Consider the following 22,806-nt stretch of genomic DNA (forward strand, 5'->3'; position numbering starts at 1 on the left):
TGCTCCATTGCATACAGCGGCCCCTGCTGCCAGGGGCCGGACGGTGACGTGGGGCCAGCATAGGCGGCGGGTCCGCAGAGCTCGGAGTCGCTTGGTAGTTTGGGCTGAAGCCAGCCTGATCGGACCCACCATGTTTGTAGCAATCTCCAATACGCCCCGCGACTATGCCTGGGGTTCCAGCTCGGCGATCGCCGGGCTGCTCGGGCACACGCCGAGCGGCGCGCCGGAGGCCGAGCTGTGGCTGGGCGCCCACCCCGCGTCGCCGAGCGTGATCGTCGGCGCCCAGGCAGGCGAGCCGGCGACGCTGCCGGAGCTGGTGCGGGCAGACCCGGCGGCGACGCTGGGGGAGCGCAGCATCGCCGAGCACGGCGAACGCCTGCCGTTCCTGCTCAAGGTGCTCGCGGCCGGCGGTCCGCTGTCGCTGCAGGCCCACCCATCGCCGGAGCAGGCACGGGCCGGATTCGCGCTCGAGAACGAGGCGGGCATCGCCGTGGACGCGCCGGACCGCAACTACAAGGACGCCTTCCACAAGCCGGAGCTGATCGTGGCGTTGAGCGAGCGGTTCGAGGCGCTCTGTGGCTTCCGCGCGCTGGCCGACGTGCAGCGCATCCTGGCCGAGCTGCGGCGCGCGGATGCGGAGAGCGGTGAGCCACAGCCTGCTCCGCTGGATGCGCTGGAGGTGCGGCTGTCCGGTCCGGACGGGCTGCGGGACGCCGTCGAGTGGCTGCTGCGCGACGGTCGCAGCGCGGATTCTGGCGAGGTGGACAGGCTGGTCGAGCGGGTTGTGGCGCTCGCCGCATCCGAGACCCTCGCCGTCGGCGAATTCGCCCCCGAGTTCGCCACCGTGCTCACGCTGGCCGACGCCTACCCCGGCGACCCCGGCATCGTGCTGGCCCTGCTGCTCAACCGGGTCACCCTGGGGCCGGGGGAGGCGCTCTACCTGCCGGCCGGCAACATCCATGCCTACCTGGACGGGCTCGGCATCGAGCTGATGGCCGCCAGCGACAATGTGCTGCGTGGTGGGCTGACGCCCAAGCACATTGACGTGGACGAGCTGCTGCACGTGCTCAGCTTCGATCCCGTGCCTGTGCCGCTGCTGGTGCCGGAGAACCCGCATCCCGGTGCGCTGGTCTACCGCCCAGATGTCAGCGATTTCGTGTTGCACTCCATCGAGCGTTTGGCCGCACAGCCGGCAACCCCTGTCACGCTCAACGGCCCGGCGATCGCCCTCTGCACGTCGGGAGCGCTGCAGATCAGCGGTGACCGCGGCGCGACCACGGTGGAGCGGGGCGGATCGGTGTTCATCACCCCGGAGGAGGGCGAGCTGGCCGTCACCGGCGCCGGCACGCTGTTCCTGGCCACCGTCGGCTAGTTCCCGGGCCTGCGCCTGCCTCAGTCGACGTTGAGCAGCTCGCGCTGGTCGGTGCGCGAACCGAAGGTGCGCCGGTAGGCCATCGGCGTGGTCTGCAGCACCTTGACGAAGTGGTGCCGCATCACGGAGGCCGTGCCGAACCCGGTGTCGCCGGCGATCACCTCCAGGCTCAACTCGCTCTCTTCGAGCAACTGCTGCGCGCGCAGCAGGCGCTGCCGGTTGAGCCACGCCGTCGGAGTGGTGCCGAGCTCTGCGCGGAACCGCCTGGCGAAGGTGCGCGGCGACATGAGCGCGGTGCGGGCGAGCTGGTCGACGGTCTGCTCCTGGTCGAGGTGCTGCAGCATCCACTCGGTCACACCGGCCAATGAATCGTTCGGCGTTGCGGCCGGCAGCTGGATGAACTGGGACTGCCCGCCGTCGCGCTGCGGCGGCACCACCATGCGCCTGGCGATGTTGTTGGCCATGGATGCGCCGAGCTCCCGCCGCACGATGTGCAGCGCCGCGTCGATGCCGGCCGCGGTGCCGGCCCCGGTGACGACGCGGCGGTCCTCGACGAAGAGCACGTCGGCGTCGACGGTCGTCGCGGGGAAGCGTTCGGCGAGCGTGTCGGTGTACATCCAGTGCGTCGTGCTGCGCCGGCCGTCGAGCAGCCCGGCCTCGCCGAGCAGGAACGCCCCACTGCAGACGCTGAGCACCCAGGCCCCGCGCGCCTCCGCGTCGCGCACGAGGCGCAGGATCTCGGGGTGGGCGCCGGTCGTGACCTCGTCGCAGATGTCGACACCGAGGTAGGCAGGGATCACGACGAGGTCGGCGTCGGCGGCGGCGTCGAGGCCGTCCCGCACGACGATGTCGAAGCCGAGCTTCGTGCGGATCGGGCCCGGCTCGGCCGCGACGATGGTGAAGTCGAAGCGCGGGCCGCCGCAGTCGGAGCGGTCGATGCCGAACACCTCGCAGACCACCCCGAACTCGAACGGGGCCATGCCCGGCAGTGCGACGCAGACGACCTTGTTGAGCATGGGAACCTCCGTGTGTGGACGACCGCCGGGTGGCAGCGGATGCCGCCAGCTGGCAGGAACTCGACGAATGCTGGCAATTCTGCCACTCGTGGCAGGAAGTCACAAGGGCAAGGATTTCTGCCATGATCATTCTCCTGTTTATGGCGGCCCTCGGGATCTGGGCCATCGTCGGTGCGGCCAGCGCGGTGCGACGCGACGGCTATCGTCGCTGCAATACAGTGGAGGCTGGCCTGCGGCTGGCTCCGCGGAACGCACTCGAGAAGGAGAATCAATGGCGTGGTTGGTAACGGGCGGCGCGGGATACATCGGCTCACACGTCGTGCGGGCCTTCCTCGCAGACAACATCGACGTCGTCATTGTCGATGACCTCTCCAGCGGCCACGCCGAGTTCGTGCCCGCCGACGTCCCCTTCTACCGCGGCAGCATCCTCGACGCCGCACTGCTCGGCCGCCTGTTCGCCGAGAACGTCATCGACGGTGTCGTGCACGTCGCCGGCTTCAAATACGCCGGCGTCTCCGTGCAGCGCCCGCTGCACACCTACGAGCAGAACGTGACCGCGACGACCGTGCTGTTGCAGGCGATGCAGGATGCCGGCGTCAACCGCATCGTGTTCTCCTCCAGCGCCGCCGTCTACGGCACGCCGAACACCCCGCTCGTCACAGAGGACACCCCGAAGGCGCCGGAATCCCCGTACGGCGAGAGCAAGCTCATCGGCGAGTGGCTGCTGCGCGACGAGGGTATTGCGACCGGCCTGGCCCACACCTCGCTGCGCTACTTCAACGTGGTCGGCTCCGGCCACGACGGCCTCTACGACACCAGCCCGCACAACCTGTTCCCGCTGGTGTTCGACGCGCTGCTGGACGGTCGCACCCCGCGTATCAACGGCAACGACTACGCCACCGCGGACGGCACCTGTGTGCGCGACTACATCCACGTGGCCGACCTGGCGCTCTCCCACGTCGCCGCCGCGGAGCGGCTGCAAGCGGGGGAGCCGCTCGAGCCCGTCTACAACCTGGGCAGCGGCGACGGCGTCTCGGTCGGCGAGATCATGAGCGAGATGGCGGCCGTCACCGGCATCCCGTTCTCTCCGGAGATCGCCCCGCGCCGGGCCGGTGACCCCGACCGGATCGTCGCCTCGGGCGAGCGCGCCCGCCGCGACCTCAACTGGCAGATGCGACACAGCCTGAGCGACATGGTGCGGAGCGCCTGGGAGGCACGCCGCGTCGCCGTCTGACGACCGTCCGACAGATCCGGCGCGTCGAACTCTCGATATTGAGTTGAGGGTTTATGCTCCCAGACTTGACGCCACCCTAATCACACCGGTGTAATTAGTTCGGACGCGCCGTGCAGGTGCGTGGACAAGAAGGGTGGGAGACGGTATGTCGGTAACCGAATATCGTCCGGGGGTACCCGAGGACTGGTTCATTGATCCTGTCAATTTGGGCGTTCCGGGGGTCAGGACGCACAGTGACGACGGCAACCCACTGGCCTGGCAGACGGATTCCCTGTGCGCGCAGACCGATCCGGAGGCGTTCTTCCCTGAGAAGGGCGGCTCCACCCGGGACGCGAAGAAGATCTGCGGTGCCTGCGAGGTGCGCACGGAATGCCTGGAGTACGCGCTCTCCAACGATGAGCGCTTCGGCATCTGGGGCGGACTGTCCGAACGCGAGCGCCGGAAGCTGCGCAAGCGCGCCAGCTAGCGAACGGGCCAGTGAGATTGGGGCGCCGAGTTTGCGGCGCGCCTACCTCGCCTCATGGCGATCCTTCGCGCGCAACCTAGGCTTGTCCCGATATGTCTCCCCGAGTTACCGCCATCCTCATCGCGCGCAACGGCGCCCAACATCTGGACCGCACGCTGGCGGCGCTCGCGGCACAGACACGACGTCCCGACTCCGTGATCATGGTCGATTGCGGCTCGACCGACACCACCGCGCAGCTGCTCGCCGCCTACGGTCCGACCCAGCTGGTCTCGGCCGGAGCCGATCTCAGCTTCGGTGACGCCGTCAAGGCGGCCGTGCGGCTGAGCGGCGAAACGAGCTCGGAAAGTAACGGCGCGACGAACGGCGGCGAGCTGCTCTGGCTGCTCGCCCAGGACACGGCGCCCGAGCCCGGCGCCCTGGCCGCCCTCGTCAACGCGCTCGAGGTCGCCCCCTCCGTCGCGGTCGTCGGACCGAAGCTGATGGACTGGGAACGCGCCGACTACATCCGCGAGTTCGGCGAGACGATGACTCGCTACGGCGCGACCGTGACCGTCGTCGGCGAGGAGCTCGACCAGGCCCAGCACGACGGCCTGAGCGACGTCCTCGGCGTGGCTCCGGCCGGCATGCTGGTGCGCCAGGCGATCTGGCGGAGCCTGGGCGGCTTCGACCCCGCTCTGCCGGTCGTCGACAACGCGCTCGACTTCTGCGTGCGCACCCGACTCGCCGGTCACCGTGTCGCGCTCGTTCCGGCCGCACGGGTGGCCGTCGCCGGCGACGGCATCGCCGGGGCGGACCGCTCGCCTGAGGGCAGCGCGCAGCGCCGCCGGGTGAGGTTGCGCCGACAGGCCCAACTGCACCGCCGGCTGGTCTACGCGCCCGCCGCCGCGCTGCTGCCGCACTGGCTGTCGCTGGTGCCGTTGGCCTTCCTGCGCGCCTTCCTCCGGCTGATGCGCAAAGAGCCCGGCTCCATCGGGGCCGAGTTCGGGGCCGCGTTCGCCGCCGCCTTCTCCGGCCTCCGGGTGCCGGCCGCCCGTCGCGTGCTCCGACGCAACCGCACGCTGGGTTGGGGCGCGATCGCCTCGCTCCGGATGCCGGGTGCCGAGGTGCGCAGACGCCGCGCCCTGCTGCGTGAACAGCGCCGCACGCTCGCTCGCGGCTCCCGCAGCGAGCTCGCCTTCCTGAGCAGCGGCGGTGCCTGGACCCTCATCGGGGCCACGGTCGCCGGGATTGCCCTGCTCGCCCCGATGCTCGGGGCATCCGCTCTCGTCGGCGGCGGGCTGCTGCCGGTGCACGGCCCTGCCGCACTCTGGCAGAACATCGGCTACGGCTGGCGCGACATCGGCACCGGCTTCGTCGGAGCGGCCGACCCGTTCGCCGCCGTCCTGGCGGTGCTCGGCTCGCTCACCTTCTGGTCGCCGTCCGCGTTCCTGCTCTGCCTCTACTTCGCCGCGCTGCCGCTGGCCGCCCTCGGCGCCTGGCTCGCGGCCGCCCGACTGACCGGCCGCGGCTCGCTGCGCGCGCTGGCCGCCGTGCTGTGGATGTTCGCCCCCACCTTCCTCAGCGCGATCGCCGACGGCCGCCCGGCCCCGATGATCGCGCACATCCTGCTGCCGTGGCTGTTCTTCGCCGCGGCCGCAGCCGGTCGCTCCTGGTCGGCATCGGCGGCATCCGCCCTGCTGTTCGCCGCGATCGTGGCCTGCGTGCCCTCGCTCACCCCCGCACTCCTGGTGCTCTGGGTGCTCGCCGTGGCGTTCAGCGGCCGCGGCATCATGCGCTTCATCGGAATCCCGATCCCCGCCGCCGTGCTGGCAGCCCCCTCGTGCTCGACCAGGCCCTGCGGGCCAACTGGTGGGCGCTGCTCGCCGACCCCGGCGTGCCGCTGCCCGGAGCGGGCGCATCCAGCTGGCAGCTGGTGCTCGGCTTCCCGAACGGCGACTTCGGCGGCTGGGGTGCGTTCCTCGGTGCCATCGGCCTGCCCGGGGCCAGCGTTCCGCTGCTGGTGCCGATCCTGCTCGCCCCGCTGGCCGTGCTCGCCCTGCTGGCCCTGTTCCTTCCCGGCTCCCGGCTCGCCCTGTTCGGACTGCTGACGGCGTTGCTCGGCTTCGCGACGGCCGTCGCGGCGACCCTGATCAGCGTCACGGCGCTCGGTGAGCAGAGCATCCAGCTCTGGCCGGGCGCCGGCCTCAGCCTGTACTGGGCCGGCCTCATCGGCGCGACCGTCATCGGGCTGAACGCGCTGGGCCGCGGCTCCACCGCCCCGGTGTTCATCACCGGCCTGGCCCTGGTGACGGCCGTGCTGCCGTTGGCGGCCTCGCTCGCCCTCGGCGCCGGCGCCCCGCTGCCGTCCGCCGTGCATGCCGGCGATGCGCGGATCCTGCCCGCCTTCGTCACGGCCGAGGCGCAGACCGACCCGCGGGTCGGCACCCTTGTGCTGGTCCCGCAGAGCGGAGGCGCCGTGCTGGCCCAGCTGCAGCGCGGCTCGGGCACCCGGCTCGACGACCAGTCCACGCTGTTCGCGACCGACACGACGCTGAGCGCCGATGAGAAGGAGCTGGCCGAGCTGGCCGGCAACCTGAGCTCGCGCAGCGGCTTCGATGCCCAGCCGGCCCTGGACTCCCTCGGCATCCGCTTCGTCCTGCTGGCCCCTGGCGCCGACAGCGCCGACGCGCGCGACACCGCCAGGCGGGCAGCCAGCTCGCTCGACGGCAACGCCCTCTTGGCCCCGGTCGGCCAGACAGATTTCGGCACGCTGTGGCGCTACCAGGCCGCGGACGGGGCGACGGATGCCGGCGACATCCCGCCCGACGCCGGCGGCTGGCTCGGCCAGGCCGTCCTCTGGACGCAGCTCGCCGTGTTCGGCTTCGTGCTGCTGCTCTCGATCCCCACCGGAGCCGGCCGTGACGCGCCGCGCGGCCGGGCCGACGCCGCGGGCACCGGCAGGACCCCCGTCCAGACGCCTGCCCAGACGCCTGCCCAGACGCCCGCCGAGTCGCCCGCCGAGACCACAACCGCCAGAGAGAATGAGCCAGACGATGAGCACTAGCCGCCGCTGGGCGCTGGCCGGCGCCCGGGTGATGACCGGGTTGATCGGTATCGCCGCCGCCCTCTCCACGGTCGCCGCGGCCGTGCTGCTGCCCTGGCCGAGCCAGAGTGTGCAGCCCGTCGAGACCGTGGTGACCCCGGCCGCCGCCGAGCAGCAACGCGTCTGCCCGGGGCCGCTGCTGACCCTCGCCGCCGACGCCAGCGCGGCCTCCGCCGCCTCATCGATCGGGTCGGCGAACACCGTTTACGCCGCGGGCAGCGTGAACGCGCTCTCGCCGGACGCCGTTGCCGTCTCCCCGCTGCAGATCCCAGACAACGTCGCCGGCGAGGCAGCCGGCACCCCGCTGGTGCTCAGCGTTCCGGCCCAGGAGGATGCGGCCAGCGACGCCCCGCTGTTGGCCGGCGCCCAGTCCCAGACGGCGCAGACCGAGACGCTCACCGGCTTCGCAGCCGCCCGGTGCGCTGAGGCCGGCTCGGACGGCTGGCTCGTTGCCGGCTCGACCTCGACCGGCCAGACCAGCCTGATCCTGCTCAGCAACCCCACCGCCGTCGTTGCCTCGGTCGACCTGACCGTGTACGGCGAGAACGGCCTCGTCGACGCACCCGGAGCAACGGGCATCCTGGTACAGCCCGGTTCACAGCGCGTGGTCGCCCTGGCCGGTCTCGCACCCAACCTGAACTCGCCGGTCGTGCACGTGGCCACGCGCGGCGGCCAGGTCGTCGCCTCACTGCAGCAGAGCGTCATCCGCGGCCTCGTTCCGGGCGGCATCGACCTCGTCGGCACGACGGCGGCCCCCGACCTCGAGCAGGTTATCGCCGGGTTCATCGTGCCGGCCGCCCTGATCGACCCGACGCGCAGCAACGAGAGCGGCATCCATGACGACGGCGCCGTCGTGCGCGTGCTCAGCCTGGGCGACGTGCCGGCCGACGTGACGCTGAGCGTCACCGCCGACGCGGACGGCGGCAACGGCAGCTCCACCACGGTCACCCTGGAGCCGGGCGTCGCCTCTGAGATCCCGCTCGGCGATCTCACCGCGGGCAGCTACACGGTGCGGTTGAACTCCGACGCTCCGCTCGTTGCTGCCGCCCGCAGCACCGAGAAGTCGGCAGCCAGCGAGGACTTCGCCTGGTTCGCTGCCTCCGGCACGCTCGGCGACCACAGTGCCATCGCCGTGGCCGACGGCCCGGCGCCGACCCTGCGCCTGGCCAACCCGAGCACCATGGCCCAGACCGTGACGCTGCAGCAGCCGGGCGCGGCTCCCGTCACGCTCAGCCTGCCGGCCGGCTCCGCGTTGATCCGGCCGCTGGATGCCGGTGCCAGTTACACGCTGGAGGGCGAGAGCCTGGACGGCGTGCGCGCGAGCGTCAGCTACCAGGGCAGCGCGGCGCTGGCATCCTTCACCATCAGCCCGCCCGGGCCGCTGGCGCAGCCGATCGGCGTGTACGTCCGCTAGGGGCGGCGAACCGGCCGCTCAGGCCGGAAGCGGCTAGAAGTGCCGGAAGCGATCCGGGGCCAGATCCCACGGGTCCTTGCCGAGCAAGTCGCCGACGGCGCGGAACACGCAGCTCTCCACCATCATCCGGCGATGCAGCGCGTCGTCGTGGTGCAGCTTGCTCATGCGCTGGATCGGCACGCGGAAGAACACGATGCGGCCGCGCTGCTGGTCGACGTGCCAGCGGTCGACGTGGTCGCCGTGCAGCGCCTGCTCCGGGGCCGCTGCCACCTCAAAACGCACGTTGGCGAGCTCGGCGGGCCAGACACCGCGCAGGTACTCAGCGGTGGAGAGGATCGTCTCCTCGAACACCTCGATTCGGCCGCCCAGCATCGGCAGGTACGGGCCGGAGACGGAGGAGCGCAGGCCCCGGCCGTGCCGGTCCCGGATCCCACGGCGCGCCGACCCGCCCGCAGCGCGGGACGAGGCGCGGCCGGAGGGGGAACGAGAGGAGCGGGTCATGTTCCCAATCCTAGGCGGCCATACCGGCATCCTCACCCGGAATCGGGGCGCTCTGGCGATACGCTGGAGTCGACATGAACAGGCCCTGCTCCAAGATCGCGTGCTCCGAGAACGCCGTCGCCACCCTCACCTACGACTACGCCGACTCGATGGCGGTGCTCGGCCCGTTGAGCGTGACCGCGGAACCGCATTGTTACGACTTGTGTGGTCGGCATGCCGACCGGCTCTCTGCCCCCGTTGGCTGGCAGGTGGTGCGGCATATGAGCCTCGCCAGCAAGCCCGGCCGGCATGTGGCGCGTGACGAGGAAGCGGCGATGCTGCAAGAATGACGCCATGACTGCCGCCTCCTCCACCGCCCTGCCGTTCAAGGTCGCCGACCTCTCCCTCGCAGAGGCCGGCCGCCACCAGTTGCGCCTCGCCGAGAACGAGATGCCGGGGCTGATGGCACTGCGTGCGGAGTTCGGGGCGTCGCAGCCGCTGGCCGGTGCCCGCATCGCGGGCAGCCTGCATATGACGGTGCAGACCGCCGTGCTGATCGAGACTCTCACGGCTCTCGGCGCCCAGGTGCGTTGGGCCAGCTGCAACATCTTCTCCACCCAGGACGAGGCCGCGGCCGCGATCGCCGTCGGGCCCACCGGCACCGTCGAGGCGCCGGCCGGCGTTCCCGTCTTCGCTTGGAAGGGCGAGACGCTCGAGGAGTACTGGTGGTGCACCGAGCGCATCTTCGACTGGAGCGCTGAGGCCGCTGCCGCCGGTGAGAGCTGGTCCGGCCCGAACATGATCCTCGACGACGGCGGCGACGCCACCCTCCTCGTGCACAGGGGGCGCGAGTTCGAGCAGGCCGGCGCCGTTCCCGGCACGACGGATGCCGACAGCGCCGAGTACCGCGTCGTGCTTGACACCCTGCGCCGTTCGCTCGACCTCTCCACCGACCGCTGGACACGCGTGAGCGCGGAGATCAAGGGTGTGACGGAGGAGACCACGACGGGCGTGCACCGGCTCTACGAGCTGGCGGCGTCCGGCGGGCTGCTGTTCCCGGCGATCAACGTCAACGACTCGGTCACCAAGAGCAAGTTCGACAACAAGTACGGCATCCGGCACTCGCTGCCGGACGGCCTGAACCGTGCCACCGACGTGCTGATGGGCGGCAAGGTGGCCTTCGTCGTCGGCTACGGGGACGTCGGCAAGGGCGCAGCAGAGGCGCTGCGCGGCCAGGGAGCCCGCGTCATCGTGAGCGAGGTCGACCCGATCTGCGCGCTGCAGGCGGCCATGGACGGCTACCAGGTCGCCCAGCTGGAGGACGTCGTCGGCGACGTCGACATCTTCGTCACCTGCACCGGCAACTTCAACGTGATCACCCTCGAGCACATCCTGGCGATGAAGCACCTCGCCATCGTCTCCAACGTCGGCCACTTCGACAACGAGATCGACATGGCCGCGCTGGAGGCGCTGCCCGGCGCCGTGCGCGTGCAGATCAAGCCGCAGGTGCACGAGTGGCGCCTGCCGACCGGCCGCAGCGTGCTGGTGCTGAGCGAGGGCCGCCTGATGAACCTCGGCAACGCGACCGGCCACCCCTCCTTCGTGATGAGCAACTCCTTCACCAACCAGGTGCTGGCCCAGATCGAGCTGTGGTGCTACCCGGAGAAGTACCCCGTCGGCGTCTACGTGCTGCCGAAGCACCTCGACGAGAAGGTCGCCCGGCTGCACCTGGACCCCCTCGGCGTGCGGCTGACCACGCTCTCGCCGGAGCAGGCCGCCTACATCGGCGTTCCCGTCGATGGCCCGTACAAGGTCGACCACTACCGCTATTAGCCCCGAATCGACAAGCAAGAAAACGCACCAACGGGCCTCCGTTGGTGCGTTTTCGTGCTTCTGGATGACGCGGGCGCCGGCGCCTGCCCGGGCTAGCGCTCGGGGAAGCCGTGCGGGCGGCCGTGCAGCACGGGGGAGAGGCGCTCCAGCCTGCGGGCGGTGAGCTCCAGCCCGGCGGCGTCGCGCTGCCGGCGCAGGGCGGCGACCCCGGCCAGGAACAGTTCCGGCTCGATCTGCGGCAGCGGCGAGACGTAGCGGGATGCCTCCCGCGCCAGCTCCCCGGCCAGACGCGCCCGCGCGGCGGGCGAGAGCCGCGGAGCCTGCACCAGGAACTGTGCGATGCGGCGCTGCAGCCGGTCCGGCAGCGTGGCGACATCCGCCACCTGCGCCCAGGCCTGCAACGGCTGCGGTACGCCGTGGGCGGCGGCGGTGTAGCGGGGCACCCGCTCCATCTGTGCGTGCGTGCCGGCCAGCATGTCGCCGAGGCGCTTGCCGTCCGGGTTCAGCAGCCCCACTGTGACGGCCAGGCCGCCGAGTGTCATGTAGATCTCGAGCACGCCGGTGAGCGCGCGGACGAAGGCGTGGCGCAGCGCGATCGCGCCGCCGTCATCGCGCACGACCCTGACACCGATTGCGAGCTTGCCGAGAGAGCGCCCGGCGCTGGCGGTCTCGACGATGGTCGGCGCCAGGACGAGCGCGGTGACCAGACCGATGATGGAGAGCGCGGTGGCCATCGACTGGTCCAACCCGTCGCCGGCGGCGGCAGCCACGGCCCAGGCCAGGGCGGCGAAACCGCCGAGGTAGGCCACGGCGTCGATCATGGCGCCCCCCGCGCGCAGCAGAACGCTGGCCGGGTGCACGTCGAGGGCGACGGCCTCGCCGGTGAAGACCTGACCGGGCTCGGCCTGCGGATCCGCGCGCCGCAGATCCGTTCGGTGCGGTTCGTTCAGCGCGCTCGGCTCGGCCATGGTTAGTATTCAATCAGATGGATCTCGACGCCTATTCCGCCGCCCACCGTGACCGCTGGGAGCGCCTCGACGCCCTCGCGGCCCAGCGGCGGCTGAGCGGGGCCGAGGCCGACGAACTGGTCGAGCTGTACCAGGCCGGTGCCGCGCAGCTCTCCCAGCTGAAGACGACGGCCGGATCGACCGTGCAGGGCGACCGGCTCTCGGTGAGCCTCTCCAGGGCCCGGCTCCGTTTCACCGGCACCGGCGACAACCTGCTCAGCCAGTTGCCGCGCTTCTTCGCCGTGCAGCTGCCCGCCGCCCTGTACCGGCTGCGCTGGCTCACCCTCGTCTTCGCGCTGGCCACCGTGCTCATCGCCGCCCTGTACGCGCTGTGGGCGCTCGGCGACCCGCGGGTGTTGGCCAACTTCGGCTCCGCTGCGCAGCTGCAGCAGCTCGCCGACGAGGACTTCGTCGACTACTACTCGGCCAACCCCGCTGCATCCTTCGCCGGCCAGGTGTGGACGAACAACGCCTGGATCGCCGCACAGTGCATCGCATTCGGCGTGCTCGGCGTCTACGTGCCCGCCGTGATCTTCAGCAACGCGCAGAACCTCGGCGTGACGGCTGCCGTCATGTTCGCGCACGGCGAGGGCGACACCATGCTGCTCTACATCGCCCCGCACGGCCTGCTCGAGCTGACCAGCGTCTTCGTCGCCGCGGCCGCCGGCATGCGCATCTTCTGGGCCTGGATCGTGCCCGGCGCCCGCACCAGGGGGCAGGCGCTGGCCGCGGAGGGCCGCGCCATGTTCACGGTCGTGATCGGGCTGGCCATCGCCCTGTTCGTCTCCGGCATCATCGAGGGCTTTGTCACGCCGGCGCCGTGGCCGTGGCCGGTCAAGATCGGCATCGGTGCGCTCGCCCTCGGCGCGTTCCTGTTCTACATGCTGTTCGTCGGCGGCCGGGCGGCCCGCTCCGGCGAGACCGGCGACCTGGCCGAGTTCGAGGCCGGCGCGCACACCATCGCCGCCGCCTAGTTCCGTTGAGAGCGGTCAAATGGCCGGTTTCGGGGTCGAAAAGCGGCCATTTGACCGCTCTCAACGGACTTGCGACGGGGACCGGGCGGGGCTAGAGGCGACCGGCCGCCTTCAACGCGATGTAGCGGTCGGCGAGGGCCGGCGGCAGTTCGGCCGGCGCTGCGGTGACCACCTCGGCGCCGCACTGCCGGATGGCGGCGGAGATGCGCTCCACGTCGAGCAGTGCACGCTCGGCCGCCGCGGCCCGGTAGATCGCTGACCGGGTGCCGCGCGTGGCGGTCGCGTCCCGCACGGCGGGGTCGGTGACGGATGCCACGACCACGGTGTGCCGTTTGGTGAGCTCCGGCAGCACGGCGAGCAGGCCGGTGGCGGCGCCGGGCGCCTCGATGCTGGTCAGCAGCACGACGAGCGCGTGCCTGCTGGTCACGCCGCGCACCAGCGACGGCACGGCCGTCCAGTCCGTCTCGATCAGCTCCGGCTCGATCGGAGCCATCGCCTCGACCATGCGGCTGAGCAGCTCGGCACCGGCCGCGCCCTGCACGCGGCCGCGCACCAGCCGATCGTAGGCGATCATGTCGACCCGGTCTCCGGCGTGCGAGGCCAGCGCGGCCAGCAGCAGGGCGCTCTCGAAGGCGGTGTCCAGCCGGGGCTCGTCGGCGATGCGGGCGGCCGAGGTGCGTCCGCTGTCGATCACCAGCACCACGCGCCGGTCGCGTTCCGGCCGCCAGGTGCGCACCATCAGGGACGGCGCCATGCTCGGGCTGCTGCGGCGGGCGGTGGCCCGCCAGTCGATGGAGCGCACGTCGTCGCCGCGCACGTACTCGCGCAGGCTGTCGAACTCGGTGCCCTGGCCGCGCAGCATGACCGCGGTGCGGCCGTCCAGCTCGCGCAGCCGAGCCAGCCGTGACGGCAGGTGTTTGCGGGAGTGGAACGGCGGCAGCACACGGATCCGGCCGGGCGCCGCGAGAGTCGCCTGCCGGGCGGCCAGGCCGAGCGGTCCGACCGAGCGCACCGTGACTTGCTCCACCCGGCGCTCGCCGCGCCGGGTCGGCGTGAGCAGCATGCTCAGCCGGCGCCGCTCGCCGGCCGGCAGCGCGATCCGCTGCCGGTTCGACGCCGCCCCGGCCGAGGGCTGCCAGGCGTCGCGCAGCACACCGCGGAGCGCCCGGGTGCCCCGGTTGCTGATGAACAGCTGCGCTTCCGCGCTCTCGCCGAGCCGCAGCCGCGCCGGCAGCACGCGCTCGACGGCCAGCGCGCGCGGCGTCGCCGCGAGCACCAGGTCGAGCGTCAGCAGCGCCAGCATGAACAGCAGCCACACCCCGAGCACGGTCGCGGCATCCGCCAGCGAACCGCCGCCGAGCGCCACGATGGGCACCACGCCGAGGGCGAGGAGCAGGACGAAGCGTGGCGTGATGGCCATCGTTAGATCGGCACCTGCACCTGGGCGACGATGGAGCGCAGGATCGCGTCGACCGAGACGCCCTCCAGCTCGGCCTCCGGGCGCAACTGCACCCGGTGCCGCCAGACGGGCAGCAGCATGGCCTGCACGTGGTCGGGGGTGATCGAGTCGTAGCCGCTCAGCCAGGCCCAGGCCTTGGCCGAGGCGAGCAGCGCGGTGGTGCCGCGCGGGCTGACGCCGAGCTTGACCGACGGGCTGCTGCGGGTGGCGCGGGCCAGGTCGACGACGTAGGCGAGCACATCGGCGCTGACGCCGACGGATGCCGCGGAGGCCTGCGCCGCCGCCAGCCGACCGGCGTCCAGCACCGGCCGCACGCCGGCTCCGGCCAGGTCGCGCGGGTTGAACCCGGCCGCGTGCCTGCGCAGCACCTCGATCTCGGTGTCGCGCTCCGGCAGGTCCAACACGAGCTTGAGCAGGAAGCGGTCCAGCTGTGCCTCTGGCAGCGAATAGGTGCCCTCGTACTCGACGGGGTTCTGCGTCGCCGCGACGATGAAGGGCTCCGGCAGCGGCCGGGAGACGCCGTCGACCGAGACCTGGCGTTCCTCCATCGCCTCCAGCAGTGCGGACTGCGTCTTCGGAGGGGTGCGGTTGATCTCGTCGGCGAGCAGGATGTTCGTGAACACCGGCCCCTCGCGGAACTCGAAGTCGCCGGCCTTGACGTCGTAGACGATCGAGCCCGTCACGTCGCCCGGCATCAGGTCAGGGGTGAACTGCACGCGCCGGGTCTGCAAGTCCAGGGCCGCGCTCAGGCTGCGCACCAGCAGCGTCTTGGCGACGCCGGGCACACCCTCCAGCAGCACGTGGCCGCGGGCGAGCAGCGCGATGATGAGCCCGGTGACGGCGGCGTCCTGGCCGACGACGGCCTTGCCCACCTCGGCGCGGACGGCCGCCAGCGCCCGGCGCAGCTCGGCGGCCTGCTCCGGCGCGCGCACGGTGTGGCCCGTCGACGGCGCATCGTATGGCTCTGGACCACCGGCGGCAGCGATGTCGGAAGCGATGTCTGTCATGGTTCCATTCTCTCGGTGGATGGTGCGTCGGGCGTTGAAGCCCCGCTCGACGGCGTGCTGCTGGATTGCGGAGTGTTTGACGGCTGGCTGCTGCGGATGACGGCCTGCTCGAGGTCGCGGAGGCGCTCAGAGAGGTCGAGCATGCCACGGTCGGAATATGGCTCCTCCGCGACCAATACCGCGGTGACAGCGTCGAGCCGGCGGCCGGTGCTCGCCGCGGTGGCGGCCACCACTTCGTCGAGAGTGGCCGTGCGGGGCAGACCGAGCCGGCCGGCGATGCGCCCGATCGTGGCCAGCCGGAGCGCGTCGACGGCGCGCAGCCGGGCAGAGTTGCGGGCATACAGCCGGGAGCGGCCCTCCATCGTCTCGCTGGCTCGCACGGTCACGGGCAGCCGCTCCAGCACCAGCGGGCCGAAACGCCGGCCGTAGGCGATGGCGGCGGCGACGCCGGTGAGCACGAGCAGCACCATCACCGGGGTCACCCAGCCGGGGCTGAGCTCGGCCAGGCTCGGCGGGGCGCCGGCCGCGACATCGGCGAGGGTGGGCAGGTACCAGACCAGGGTGGGCTGCTCGCCGAGCAGTCCGAGCGCGAGCGCCGCATTGCCGGCGGCGGTGACCGACTCGTTGGCGAGGATCGCCGGGTCGGCGAGCAGGCTGAGCGTTCCGGTCGGGCCGGCCCGCTGCACCAGCACGGAGGCGCCGTCCCCGTCGGTGAAGCAGCTGCTGAAGCCCGTGGCGTCGGCGGGAACCCGCAGCGTCTTCAGGCCGGCGCCGGGCAGCGCGGCGACGCTGCCTGCCCTTTGGCCCGCCGGGCTGGAGCAGAGTGCACCGGCGTCGATGGCCGAATCGGCGGGGCTGACCCCGCCGAATCCGACCGCGGGGGCGAGCGCCTGCAGCATGCCGAAGCTGGGGTCGACGATGACGAGGTGTGTGGCGGCATCCGCCAGCTCGGCAAACCGTCCTTCGTCGAGGGTGCCGTTCTGGTCGTAGACCAGCATCGTGGCGCCGCCCTGCGCTGCGGATGTCGCAGCCAGCGCTTCGTCCAGGCTGTCGGCGGTGACGACGTCGACGCCCTCGGCGGCGAGCACCTCGGCCACGGCCATGCCGCCGGTGGGAGCCGCGTTGGCTCGGCCGAGCGCCGGACCGCCTGAGGACGCGGCGCCGTTCAGCAGCAGGGCGATGACGGCGACGATGAGCGCGCCGGCGGCGGCGGCCAGCCAGAATCCGGCCTTCCGGCCGCTCTCGCGGAGCGTCGGGGTGAGCGCGGGCGCCATTCCGGGCGTGACGGCGGCGTCTGCGGCGGCCCGGTCCGTTCCGGTGTCGATCATGCGAGTACCGCCGGCTCCGGCAACAGCGGCCTGGCCTGCTGCAGTCGCTCGTCGAGCGCCTGCACCGCCCGGTAGTCGGCCTCGCTGCCCGGACGGCCGAGGTAGCGCACGGCGTCGAAGGCGCGGGCAGCCTCGGCCAGCGCAGCACCCTCGGCGGGGAGGGCGCGGGCGGCGGCCGCCGCGAAGTCGGTGGCGGTGGTTCCGGGGCTCAGTGCGACAACGGTGCGCTCTGCCAGGTCAGCCGCCAGGGCGCGGAACTGCTCGGTGATGGCCAGCGGCCAGTCGGCAGAAGCCGCGGCGTCCCGGGCGGCTGCTCGCATCTGTGCGGCGGTGCGGTGCTCCCGCTCGCCGAACAGCACGCTCGCGGCGGTGCGCCGGTTGAGCCGCGGCACACCCCAGACCAGCAGCGCGACGACCACGGCGGCCACGACCAGGATCGTCGCCACCAGCGGCAGCCAGCCGCCGCCTGCCCCGTTTGCGCCGGAGAAGAGGGAGCTCAGCCAGTCGAAGAAAGCCTGTGAGGCCCGGTCGAACCAGTTGGGCTGGGCAGCCAGGTACGGCGGTTTGGCGAGCTCCTCCAGCAACAACCGGTGCGCCTCAGGGGCGTCGGGCTCCACGGGTATGGCCAGCACGACGACAGACGGCGCGGGGCCGATCATGCGGTGGTCGCCGCGGCGTGCGGGGGCAGGTAGGGGTCGGCGACGCCCTGCTCGCCAAGCTCACGGGCCTCGACGAAGCGCAGCAGCTCGAGGTCCAGGCCCTCCTTGCGCATGCGCAGGTCGATGTAGATCAGCGCGACGGCCGCCGACTGCGCGACGATCGCGATCGAGGTGATGACCAGCGTGACCAGCATGAGCAGCAAGTACGAGGCGACGGCCGGCGCAATCGTGCCGAGCGCGTTGTTCGGATCGATCAATGTCGTCGCGAAGCCATAGAGGAGCGAGATCGGGGTGGTCACGACCTGCGACACCAGGTTGACGATGAAGCCGATCAGGAACTGCACGCCGAGGGTCTTCCAGAAGTAGCCGCGGGTGAGCGACCAGGAGCGAGAGATCGCGGCGCGGACGCCGAGCTGCTCCAGCATGATCAGGCAGGGCACCAGCGAGGTCTTCACGGTCAGCCAGGCCAGCAGAGCCACGGTGCCGAGGCCGAGCAGCACGCCGACGGTGATCGTCAGACCGAGCAGCGCCGGGCCCTGCACGGCCAGCAACACCACGGCGCCCACGGCGACAGCCAGCACGACGACGTAGCCGGCGGCGAGCAGCAGCACCCAGCCGAGCAGCGGCCACATCCGGCGCAGCGCGGTCTTCCACAGCGCGAACAGGCCGAGCTTCTCGCCGAGCGTCGCGCGGGCCACTTCCAGCACGATCACACCCTGCAGCACGGCGGATGCCAGCACGGTGAGCAGCACGGGAATCAGCGCGGCGAGCAGGATCGCCGCCACGCTGCCGGCGGCGACAGCATCCGACTCTGCGGCGCTGGCGCGCTCCATCCGGTCGATCGCGATGAATGTGACGGGGCCGAGCACCACCAGCGACACGAGCACCGAGAGGGCCTGCACCAGCAGGGCGCTGCCGAACGTGGCCTTGGGGTTGCGGCGCAGCACCTGGAACGGGGCGCCGAGCAGGGTGCCAAAGCCGAGCGGGCGCAGCGGGATCAGGCCGGGCTTGGGCGGGGGAGTCCAGCCGGGCTGCTGACCGTAGGCGGGCTGGCCGTACGCGGGCTGACCGTAGGGTGCCTGGCCGTAGGGCGCCTGGCCGTAGGGCGCCTGGCCGTACGGCGCCTGGCCGTACGGGGCCTGACCATACGGGGCCTGGCCGGAGGGCGCTTGCCCGTATGGCGGCTGGCCGGAGGGCGCCTGTCCGTGCGGGGCCGGCCCGGAGGGCGCGGCGCCGGGCTGGCTCCGCTCAGCGGGTGACTGCCAGCTCTGCTCGTCGGTCATACCGCCCATGCTCCCACATCACGCCCTACTAGGCCGGGACTGCACTACTGTTGTCCCCAAGCATGCCGCTGCATGAATACTGCACGGCCCCAGCGGGAATGGACGCATGAGCGCACGGATTTTGGTCGTCGACGACGACACCGCCCTGGCGGAGATGATCGGCATTGTCTTGCGCAGCGAGGGCTTCGAGCCCAGCTTCTGCGCCGATGGAGCGCTCGCGCTGGACGCGTTCCGGGCGAACAAGCCCGACCTGGTGCTGCTCGACCTGATGCTGCCCGGCCGTGACGGCATCGAGGTGTGCACGCTGATCCGCGCCGAGTCCGGCACCCCGGTGATCATGCTCACCGCCAAGTCCGACACCACGGATGTCGTCAAGGGACTCGAGTCCGGCGCCGACGACTACATCGTCAAGCCGTTCAACCCCAAGGAGCTGGTGGCCCGGATCCGCACCCGACTGCGGCCGGCCGCCGCAGCATCCGAGACCCTGCAGGTCGGCGACCTGGTGGTGGATGCCGCCGGCCACGAGGTGCGGCGCGGCGACGAGCGGATCAACCTCACCCCGCTGGAGTTCGACCTCCTGCTGGCGCTGGCGTCCAAGCCGCAACAGGTCTTCACCCGCGAGATGCTGCTGGAGCAGGTCTGGGGCTACCACTACAAGGCCGACACCCGCCTAGTCAACGTGCACGTGCAGCGCCTGCGCGCAAAGGTCGAGCACGACCCGGACAACCCCCGCATCGTCACGACGGTGCGCGGGGTCGGCTACCGGGCCGGCTCCGCCAGCTGAGCTGTGGCGTACCGAACTGTGGCATACCGAACAATGGCTGACTAACCAATGGTTGACTGGCGCTCGTGGCGCAGCTGGCCGCAACGGGTGGGGCGGGCCTGGCGCGAGTCGCTGCAGTTCCGCACCGTGCTCATCTCGCTCGGGCTCTCCAGCGTCGCCATCCTGCTGACCGGCCTCTACCTCTCAGTGAGCATCAGCAACAACCTGTTCCAGGCCCGGCTCGACCAGGTGCTCGGCGAGTCCTCCCGCGCCGTCGCCTCCGCCCAGCAGCTCGTCGACGCCTCCGACGCCACCGACCGCGCCGCCATGCTCAGCGTCATGAACAGCGCCCGCAACGCGTTGAGCGCCGGCTCCTCCAACCGTCTCGTCGCCGGCTTCCGCGTTCCCGGGCAGGAACCGAGCGCCATCGCGCCGCTGGACTTCGTGCCGTCGACGCTCCGCACCGGCGTGATCACCCCGGAGCTGCAGCAGCAGGTGCGCGCGAACGGCGACGAGCAGTTCTGGCAGTCGGTGAGCCTGCCGACGCCGGAGGGCGGATCCGTTCCGGGCATCGTCGTCGGCTCTCAGCTCGTGCTGCCAACCGCCGGGCGCTACGAGATCTACATCGCGTACAGCCTGGCCGACGCCGAGCAGACGCTCGGCTTCGTGCAACAGACGGCCGGCGTCGCCGCGGTCGCTTTGCTGCTGCTGATGGGCGCCGTCACCTGGGTGGTGGTGCGCTTCGTGGTCACGCCGATCCGGGTCGCCGCCGAGGTCAGCCAGCGGCTGGCCGCCGGCGAGCTCGAGGTGCGGATCCCCGAGAAGGGCGAGGATGTCATCGCAACCCTCGCCCGCTCCTTCAACGGCATGGCCGACAGCCTGCAGGCGCAGATCCAGAAACTCGCCGACCTCAGTGAGGTGCAGCAGCGTTTCGTCTCCGACGTCTCGCACGAGCTGCGCACGCCACTGACCACGATCCGGCTGGCCGGTGACGTGCTCTACGACCAACGCGGCACGTTCCCGCCAGCCACGGAACGCACGGCCGAACTGCTGCACACCCAGGTGCAGCGCTTCGAGCTGCTGCTGTCGGACCTGCTCGAGATCAGCCGCTACGACGCCGGCTCCGTCGCCCTCGACCTGGAGCCGACGAGCCTCGTCCACATCGTCGAGGAGTCGATGGAATCGATGAGCAGGCTGGCCGCGCAGAACGGCACGGAGCTCAGCCTGGTGGCCCCGGGCGGGCACCTCCCTGCCGAGCTCGACCCGCGCCGCATCCGCCGCATCGTGAACAACCTGCTCGGCAACGCCATCGAGCACAGCGAGGGCAAACCGATTGTGCTGTTCGTCGACAGCACGGCCACCGCCGTCGCCCTCACCGTGCGCGACTACGGAATCGGCATGAAGAAAGAGGAGGCCGCCCGCGTCTTCGATCGGTTCTGGCGTGCAGACCCCTCCCGCAAACGGACCATCGGCGGTACCGGTCTCGGGCTCCCGATCTCGCTCGAAGACGCGTTGGTGCACGGCGGAACGATCGACGTCTGGTCAGCGCCCGGCGCCGGGTCTGCGTTCCGGGTGACGTTGCCGCGCGTGCACGGCCGCCCGATGGGGGAGTCCCCGCTTCCGTTGCCGCCGGAAGACGCGGGCCACAGCCGCCCTGAACCCGCCCGCACAGAGGAGGGGGACACCCCGTGAACGTCCGCTCCAGACTCGCCGGCCTTGCCGCACTGCTGGCCATCGCCCTCGCCGGCTGCTCCAGCATCCCCAGCTCCGGCGGCGTGCACCCCGGGCGCGGGGTCGAGAGCGAGGCGAGCCCCGAGTTTGACTTCCTGGCCCGCAGTCCGCAGCCCGGCGCCACTCAGGAGGAGATCTTGCTGGGCTTCGTGGAGGCTGCGGCCAGCCCGCAAGACCGCTACGCGGTGGCCAGGGAATATCTCACCTCGGACTTCGCCGCGGAGTGGGACCCGGACTCCAGCGCCCTGATCGACGGCGGCAACTTGCGCAGCCTGCAACCGGTGGGCGAGAACGCCATGAGCCTGACCGTGTCGGCGCTCGCCGATGTGAGCGTCACCGGCGACTACATGCAGCGCGAGGCGCCGACGGTGCAAGTGCTGGGCTACGAGTTCAGCAAGGTCGACGAGCAGTGGCGCATCAGCAGTGCGCCGCAGGGCATCCTGGTCGACCAGCCCACCTTCTCGCTCGTCTTCGGCAGCTACCCGCTCTACTTCTTCGACCCCACCTTCAGCTATCTGGTGCCAGACCTCCGCTGGTTCCCACGGCGCACCTCGACGCCGACGGTGATCGTCAAGGCCCTGCTGAACGGCCCCAGCGAGTGGCTGAACGGTGCAGTGCAGTCCGCCTTCCCCGAGGGCACCGCGCTGGTGCCCGACTCCGTGCGCATCGTCGCGCGCACAGCCGTGGTCGATCTCTCACCCGGCGTGCTGCAGACAGAGCCAGCTCAGCTGGCGCGGATGCAGCAGCAACTGAGCACGAGCCTGCACAACGTCTCGGCGATCTCCGGCATCAGCATCACCGTCGACCAGATCGAGCAACAGATTCCCGCCAACCCGGGCACCGTGATCAGCGACCCGCACGTCGACCCGCGCGCGCTCATTCTGCGCGACGGGCAGTTCGGCTACCTGGCAACGACGGGCGACAGCATCACGCCGCTCGACGAGTCGGACGCGATCGTGGCGCTGGACCCCGTCGCCGTCAACCTGGGCGCCAGGCAGCAGTCCGGAGACACGGCGGCCGTGCTCAACGCGGACGGCGCCCTGGTGGTGCGCGCGGGCAGCGCTGCGCGGTTGCTGGACCAACGGCCGGGCCTGATCGCGCCGACCGTCGACGTGTTCGGCTACGTCTGGTCGGTGCCGGCCGGCGCGCCGGGGGAGCTCCTGGCCTTCGCTCCGGACGGCACAGAGCACGCCGTCGTCACGAGCTGGCCGGATGCCACCCAGATCATCTCCCTCGCCCTCTCCCGCGACGGCACCCGGCTGCTCGCGCTCTACAGGGCAGGCGACACGACACGTCTGGTGGCGACCGCCGTGCAGCGCCGCGACGGGGAGGGGCGGAACGCACCGGCCAAGCTGGGCACGCCGCTTGAACTCGCGGTCCCGTCCGCGAAACCGTTGGCGACCGCCTGGGTGAACGAGCTGACCGTCGCGACGCTGACCACGGCGGACGGCACAGAGACGGTCATCACGACGCAGCAGTTGGGCGGGCCGAGCTCCGAGATCGATGGGGCGCCCGGCGCTGTCACGCTGAGCGGCGGCAACGCGGCCCGCGAGCTGCGCCTGCTGACCGCCGACGGCGTGCTGTTACAACGCCGCGGGCTCAGCTGGCAGCCGCGGATCGACGGGGTCGGGGTGCTCGGGGTCTCGCTCGGCCGCTAGGGCTGTTGCGCCCCGGGCTGTTGTACACAGCGCCCGCGCT

Annotated in this window: 20 protein-coding genes; 12 read left to right on the plus strand and 8 right to left on the minus strand. The window is 71.5% G+C overall.

Annotation, left to right across the window (positions count from 1 at the left end):
• The first annotated feature begins 130 nt into the window (after nucleotides 1–130).
• Nucleotides 131–1,372, plus strand: coding sequence for a mannose-6-phosphate isomerase, class I (gene manA, locus AWU67_RS02105; protein WP_067226125.1), 1,242 nt, complete (start codon nucleotides 131–133; stop codon nucleotides 1,370–1,372).
• Nucleotides 1,373–1,392: 20 nt separating this feature from the next.
• Here the strand turns inward: manA and AWU67_RS02110 are convergent, their stop codons facing one another.
• Complete coding sequence (locus AWU67_RS02110; protein ID WP_067226129.1) at nucleotides 1,393–2,388, minus strand: GlxA family transcriptional regulator; 996 nt, start codon at nucleotides 2,386–2,388, stop codon at nucleotides 1,393–1,395.
• A 122-nt stretch (nucleotides 2,389–2,510) separates the two neighbouring features.
• Between AWU67_RS02110 and AWU67_RS17270 the strand changes: the two genes are divergently transcribed.
• The 5 genes from AWU67_RS17270 to AWU67_RS02130 all read left to right on the plus strand — a co-directional run bounded on the left by AWU67_RS17270 (nucleotide 2,511) and on the right by AWU67_RS02130 (nucleotide 8,584).
• Nucleotides 2,511–2,675, plus strand: a complete 165-nt coding sequence (locus tag AWU67_RS17270) for a hypothetical protein (RefSeq protein ID WP_160329707.1) — start codon at nucleotides 2,511–2,513, stop codon at nucleotides 2,673–2,675.
• A complete protein-coding gene (gene galE, locus AWU67_RS02115) occupies nucleotides 2,660–3,622 on the plus strand; it encodes a UDP-glucose 4-epimerase GalE (RefSeq protein WP_067226133.1) in 963 nt (320 codons plus the stop codon). Before AWU67_RS17270 ends, galE begins: the two co-directional genes overlap by 16 nt.
• Before the next feature lie 145 nt (nucleotides 3,623–3,767).
• Nucleotides 3,768–4,088: a WhiB family transcriptional regulator gene (locus AWU67_RS02120; RefSeq protein WP_082716709.1), complete on the plus strand. Its 321-nt coding sequence runs from the start codon at nucleotides 3,768–3,770 to the stop codon at nucleotides 4,086–4,088.
• A 92-nt stretch (nucleotides 4,089–4,180) separates the two neighbouring features.
• Nucleotides 4,181–6,175, plus strand: a complete 1,995-nt coding sequence (locus tag AWU67_RS02125; RefSeq protein ID WP_067226139.1) for a glycosyltransferase family 2 protein — start codon at nucleotides 4,181–4,183, stop codon at nucleotides 6,173–6,175.
• A 945-nt stretch (nucleotides 6,176–7,120) separates the two neighbouring features.
• A complete protein-coding gene (locus tag AWU67_RS02130) occupies nucleotides 7,121–8,584 on the plus strand; it encodes a DUF5719 family protein (protein WP_067226142.1) in 1,464 nt (487 codons plus the stop codon).
• 33 nt (nucleotides 8,585–8,617) lie between these two features.
• On the opposite strand, the gene AWU67_RS02135 is transcribed toward AWU67_RS02130, so the two are convergent.
• On the minus strand, nucleotides 8,618–9,085 hold the full coding sequence (locus AWU67_RS02135; protein ID WP_067226145.1) for a metallopeptidase family protein: 468 nt from the start codon (nucleotides 9,083–9,085) through the stop codon (nucleotides 8,618–8,620).
• A gap of 74 nt (nucleotides 9,086–9,159) precedes the next feature.
• Between AWU67_RS02135 and AWU67_RS02140 the strand changes: the two genes are divergently transcribed.
• Both AWU67_RS02140 and ahcY read left to right on the plus strand, forming a co-directional pair.
• A complete protein-coding gene (locus AWU67_RS02140) occupies nucleotides 9,160–9,414 on the plus strand; it encodes a DUF3499 family protein (RefSeq protein WP_067226149.1) in 255 nt (84 codons plus the stop codon).
• 4 nt (nucleotides 9,415–9,418) lie between these two features.
• On the plus strand, nucleotides 9,419–10,897 hold the full coding sequence (ahcY, locus tag AWU67_RS02145; RefSeq protein ID WP_067226152.1) for an adenosylhomocysteinase: 1,479 nt from the start codon (nucleotides 9,419–9,421) through the stop codon (nucleotides 10,895–10,897).
• A gap of 92 nt (nucleotides 10,898–10,989) precedes the next feature.
• Here the strand turns inward: ahcY and AWU67_RS02150 are convergent, their stop codons facing one another.
• Nucleotides 10,990–11,865 (minus strand): RDD family protein, encoded by an 876-nt coding sequence (locus AWU67_RS02150; protein WP_082716710.1) that lies wholly within the window; start codon nucleotides 11,863–11,865, stop codon nucleotides 10,990–10,992.
• A gap of 17 nt (nucleotides 11,866–11,882) precedes the next feature.
• Between AWU67_RS02150 and AWU67_RS02155 the strand changes: the two genes are divergently transcribed.
• Complete coding sequence (locus tag AWU67_RS02155) at nucleotides 11,883–12,878, plus strand: stage II sporulation protein M (RefSeq protein WP_067226155.1); 996 nt, start codon at nucleotides 11,883–11,885, stop codon at nucleotides 12,876–12,878.
• Between the two features lie 91 nt (nucleotides 12,879–12,969).
• Here AWU67_RS02155 and AWU67_RS02160 read toward each other — a convergent pair whose 3' ends face one another.
• The 5 genes from AWU67_RS02160 to AWU67_RS02180 are packed head-to-tail and all read right to left on the minus strand — an operon-like array spanning nucleotide 12,970 to nucleotide 18,614.
• Nucleotides 12,970–14,298, minus strand: coding sequence for a DUF58 domain-containing protein (locus tag AWU67_RS02160; protein WP_067226159.1), 1,329 nt, complete (start codon nucleotides 14,296–14,298; stop codon nucleotides 12,970–12,972).
• A gap of 2 nt (nucleotides 14,299–14,300) precedes the next feature.
• Nucleotides 14,301–15,344 (minus strand): AAA family ATPase, encoded by a 1,044-nt coding sequence (locus AWU67_RS02165; protein WP_082716711.1) that lies wholly within the window; start codon nucleotides 15,342–15,344, stop codon nucleotides 14,301–14,303.
• A complete protein-coding gene (locus tag AWU67_RS02170) occupies nucleotides 15,341–16,672 on the minus strand; it encodes a DUF4350 domain-containing protein (RefSeq protein ID WP_067226162.1) in 1,332 nt (443 codons plus the stop codon). Before AWU67_RS02170 ends, AWU67_RS02165 begins: the two co-directional genes overlap by 4 nt.
• Nucleotides 16,669–17,331: a DUF4129 domain-containing protein gene (locus tag AWU67_RS02175; protein WP_067226165.1), complete on the minus strand. Its 663-nt coding sequence runs from the start codon at nucleotides 17,329–17,331 to the stop codon at nucleotides 16,669–16,671. Before AWU67_RS02175 ends, AWU67_RS02170 begins: the two co-directional genes overlap by 4 nt.
• Complete coding sequence (locus tag AWU67_RS02180) at nucleotides 17,328–18,614, minus strand: hypothetical protein (RefSeq protein ID WP_067226168.1); 1,287 nt, start codon at nucleotides 18,612–18,614, stop codon at nucleotides 17,328–17,330. Before AWU67_RS02180 ends, AWU67_RS02175 begins: the two co-directional genes overlap by 4 nt.
• Before the next feature lie 106 nt (nucleotides 18,615–18,720).
• Between AWU67_RS02180 and mtrA the strand changes: the two genes are divergently transcribed.
• The 3 genes from mtrA to AWU67_RS02195 are packed head-to-tail and all read left to right on the plus strand — an operon-like array spanning nucleotide 18,721 to nucleotide 22,766.
• Complete coding sequence (gene mtrA, locus AWU67_RS02185) at nucleotides 18,721–19,398, plus strand: MtrAB system response regulator MtrA (RefSeq protein WP_067226171.1); 678 nt, start codon at nucleotides 18,721–18,723, stop codon at nucleotides 19,396–19,398.
• A 48-nt stretch (nucleotides 19,399–19,446) separates the two neighbouring features.
• Entirely contained in the window at nucleotides 19,447–21,069 is a 1,623-nt protein-coding gene (mtrB, locus tag AWU67_RS02190) for an MtrAB system histidine kinase MtrB (RefSeq protein WP_067226174.1), read from the plus strand.
• Nucleotides 21,066–22,766 (plus strand): LpqB family beta-propeller domain-containing protein, encoded by a 1,701-nt coding sequence (locus AWU67_RS02195; RefSeq protein ID WP_067226177.1) that lies wholly within the window; start codon nucleotides 21,066–21,068, stop codon nucleotides 22,764–22,766. The genes mtrB and AWU67_RS02195 overlap by 4 nt, the downstream gene beginning before the upstream one ends.
• Nucleotides 22,767–22,806: the final 40 nt, after the last annotated feature.

This window comes from Microterricola viridarii (assembly GCF_001542775.1).
GTDB lineage: Bacteria > Actinomycetota > Actinomycetes > Actinomycetales > Microbacteriaceae > Microterricola > Microterricola viridarii_A.

Coding starts and splice junctions, on each gene's coding strand:
- manA (WP_067226125.1), top strand. CDS start 131: ATGTTTGTAGCAATCTCCAATACGCCCCGCGACTATGCCTGGGGTTCC.
- AWU67_RS02175 (WP_067226165.1), bottom strand. CDS start 17,331: ATGATCGGCCCCGCGCCGTCTGTCGTCGTGCTGGCCATACCCGTGGAG.
- galE (WP_067226133.1), top strand. CDS start 2,660: ATGGCGTGGTTGGTAACGGGCGGCGCGGGATACATCGGCTCACACGTC.
- mtrA (WP_067226171.1), top strand. CDS start 18,721: ATGAGCGCACGGATTTTGGTCGTCGACGACGACACCGCCCTGGCGGAG.
- AWU67_RS02130 (WP_067226142.1), top strand. CDS start 7,121: ATGAGCACTAGCCGCCGCTGGGCGCTGGCCGGCGCCCGGGTGATGACC.
- AWU67_RS02135 (WP_067226145.1), bottom strand. CDS start 9,085: ATGACCCGCTCCTCTCGTTCCCCCTCCGGCCGCGCCTCGTCCCGCGCT.
- AWU67_RS02120 (WP_082716709.1), top strand. CDS start 3,768: ATGTCGGTAACCGAATATCGTCCGGGGGTACCCGAGGACTGGTTCATT.
- AWU67_RS02170 (WP_067226162.1), bottom strand. CDS start 16,672: ATGATCGACACCGGAACGGACCGGGCCGCCGCAGACGCCGCCGTCACG.
- AWU67_RS02180 (WP_067226168.1), bottom strand. CDS start 18,614: ATGACCGACGAGCAGAGCTGGCAGTCACCCGCTGAGCGGAGCCAGCCC.
- AWU67_RS02150 (WP_082716710.1), bottom strand. CDS start 11,865: ATGGCCGAGCCGAGCGCGCTGAACGAACCGCACCGAACGGATCTGCGG.
- AWU67_RS02155 (WP_067226155.1), top strand. CDS start 11,883: ATGGATCTCGACGCCTATTCCGCCGCCCACCGTGACCGCTGGGAGCGC.
- ahcY (WP_067226152.1), top strand. CDS start 9,419: ATGACTGCCGCCTCCTCCACCGCCCTGCCGTTCAAGGTCGCCGACCTC.
- AWU67_RS17270 (WP_160329707.1), top strand. CDS start 2,511: ATGATCATTCTCCTGTTTATGGCGGCCCTCGGGATCTGGGCCATCGTC.
- AWU67_RS02165 (WP_082716711.1), bottom strand. CDS start 15,344: ATGACAGACATCGCTTCCGACATCGCTGCCGCCGGTGGTCCAGAGCCA.
- AWU67_RS02140 (WP_067226149.1), top strand. CDS start 9,160: ATGAACAGGCCCTGCTCCAAGATCGCGTGCTCCGAGAACGCCGTCGCC.
- AWU67_RS02110 (WP_067226129.1), bottom strand. CDS start 2,388: ATGCTCAACAAGGTCGTCTGCGTCGCACTGCCGGGCATGGCCCCGTTC.
- AWU67_RS02125 (WP_067226139.1), top strand. CDS start 4,181: ATGTCTCCCCGAGTTACCGCCATCCTCATCGCGCGCAACGGCGCCCAA.
- AWU67_RS02160 (WP_067226159.1), bottom strand. CDS start 14,298: ATGGCCATCACGCCACGCTTCGTCCTGCTCCTCGCCCTCGGCGTGGTG.
- mtrB (WP_067226174.1), top strand. CDS start 19,447: ATGGTTGACTGGCGCTCGTGGCGCAGCTGGCCGCAACGGGTGGGGCGG.